Below are 1,360 nucleotides of genomic sequence, written 5' to 3'. Positions count from 1 at the left end.
CGATTGGAATCGATTTAGCAAAGGATGTGTTTGCTGTGTGTGCGATGGATGTGACTGGGGCGGTGGTTTATCACAAAACACTCAAGCGAGACGCCTTTGTGGCTTGGGCGCAGCAGTTGTCGCCGTGTGTGATTGCGATGGAGGCTTGTGGCTCGTCGCATCATTGGGGGCGCTGGTTTGCGGCGCGGGGGCATAGCGCAAAACTCATGGCACCTGAGTTTGTGCAGCCTTTTCGTAAAAGCATGGCCGCCAAGAATGATAAAAACGATGCCGAAGCGATTGCCATTGCAGCTCGCCAACCAACCATGCGTTTTGTGGCGATTAAAAGTGTGGATCAACAATCTGTATTGGTTTGGCATCGACTACGTGAAGGCTACAAAGAAGCGCGCACCGCGCATTTAAACCGCATACGCAGCTTGCTGGGTGAGTTTGGGGTGTGGCCACCACGCAGTGCCGATAAGCTGATACGGGCTTTGCCAGGGCTAAGTGCAGATAGCACCATCCCCGAAGGGTTGCGTTTGGCGATAGAACAATCGCTACAGTATTTAAAAACAGTCCATGAACAGATTGCGCTGTGTGACCGGCAAATTACTTTGCATGTGACGACGCAACCGGCAGCCATGCGCCTTACCGCGATGACAGGCATAGGTACGCTGACGGCCAGCGCCTCTGTGGCAACTGTAGTGGATGCCAAACAGTTTAAAAATGGCCGACAGTTTGCCGCATGGCTAGGCCTCACGCCCAGACAGATGAGCTCGGGTGGCAAAACCAAACTCGGCAGAACCACCCGACGCGGCGACACCTATGTGCGTAGCTTGCTGGTGCAAGGCGCTAAAAGCACCTTGCAAGTGGCTTTGCGACAGGCTGCAGATAAAGCCAGCCGTTTGCAACAGTGGATTGTTGCGGTGTATCAGCGCGTGGGGTATCACAAAACGCTGGTTGCCATTGCCAACAAGCATGCGCGCATGCTGTGGGCAATGTTGGCGAAAGACAGCGCATACGATGCCGATGCATGGCAGCACTGGCAGGCGCCGGGTGCCAATTGCCAGCTGCAAATCAACATACGTGATTTAAACCTGGAATGAAGCCGTTTTAAACGCGTTGTAAATTCAGCTTAAACCACTGAAACCACCCCTGCCAAGGCAGATAGCAAAGAGGTTAGACCGAGCACAGAGAGAACCTGACTAACCCAATGGCCGACATAAAAAAGAACAAGCCTGATCAGTGCGTTCTTGTCAGGCCGATGAATGAATGAGGTCTCTGTGCGCGGCTATTATCATGGCCCGCGAAGTAACAACTGATCCGCAAGAAGGCCGTCTAGAGAGATGCAGTTTAACCCTTTATGGGCGATTCGAAATTG

At 52.9% G+C, this 1,360-nt stretch carries 1 protein-coding gene; it reads left to right on the top strand.

Annotated features, from left to right (window positions below; all coding sequences use genetic code 11):
- The first annotated feature begins 2 nt into the window (after window positions 1-2).
- Window positions 3-1,085, top strand: coding sequence for an IS110 family RNA-guided transposase (locus Q9291_RS14075; RefSeq protein ID WP_306390773.1), 1,083 nt, complete (start codon window positions 3-5; stop codon window positions 1,083-1,085).
- Window positions 1,086-1,360 lie beyond the last annotated feature (275 nt).

The sequence above is a fragment of the Methylophilus aquaticus genome (assembly GCF_030769565.1).
Taxonomy (GTDB): domain Bacteria; phylum Pseudomonadota; class Gammaproteobacteria; order Burkholderiales; family Methylophilaceae; genus Methylophilus; species Methylophilus aquaticus.
The sequence above is the reverse complement of the archived record's forward strand: the minus strand, read 5'-3'. Positions and strand labels throughout refer to the sequence as shown.